We start from the raw sequence: 248 nt of genomic DNA on the forward strand, positions 1-248 counted from the left end.
CCCGCTGGTCAACGGCGAGAAAGACCTCGGCCAGGAAATGGACGTGGTCGTGACCAAGTACTTCAAGCAGGGCCTGCTGCCCGCTTCAATGAGCCAGGCCATTGACGAACCGTCCGCCCTGGTGCGCTTGCGTGCCGGTGTATTCAAGCCGGGCGATGCCTATGGCAAGGAAGCGGACTCGTACATGCACCGTGCCTTCGTCGACGTGATCTGGCGCTTCTGAGGCCGGTAGAGGATTTGTTGCCATG

At 60.9% G+C, this 248-nt stretch carries 1 protein-coding gene; it reads left to right on the top strand.

Annotation, left to right across the window (positions count from 1 at the left end):
* A partial coding sequence (locus SB725_RS32980; RefSeq protein WP_410923670.1) for an alginate export family protein occupies positions 1-223 on the top strand: 223 nt, incomplete at its 5' end.
* Positions 224-248 lie beyond the last annotated feature (25 nt).

This window comes from Pseudomonas sp. SIMBA_041 (genome assembly GCF_046535095.1).
In the GTDB taxonomy this organism is placed as follows: domain Bacteria; phylum Pseudomonadota; class Gammaproteobacteria; order Pseudomonadales; family Pseudomonadaceae; genus Aquipseudomonas; species Aquipseudomonas mucoides.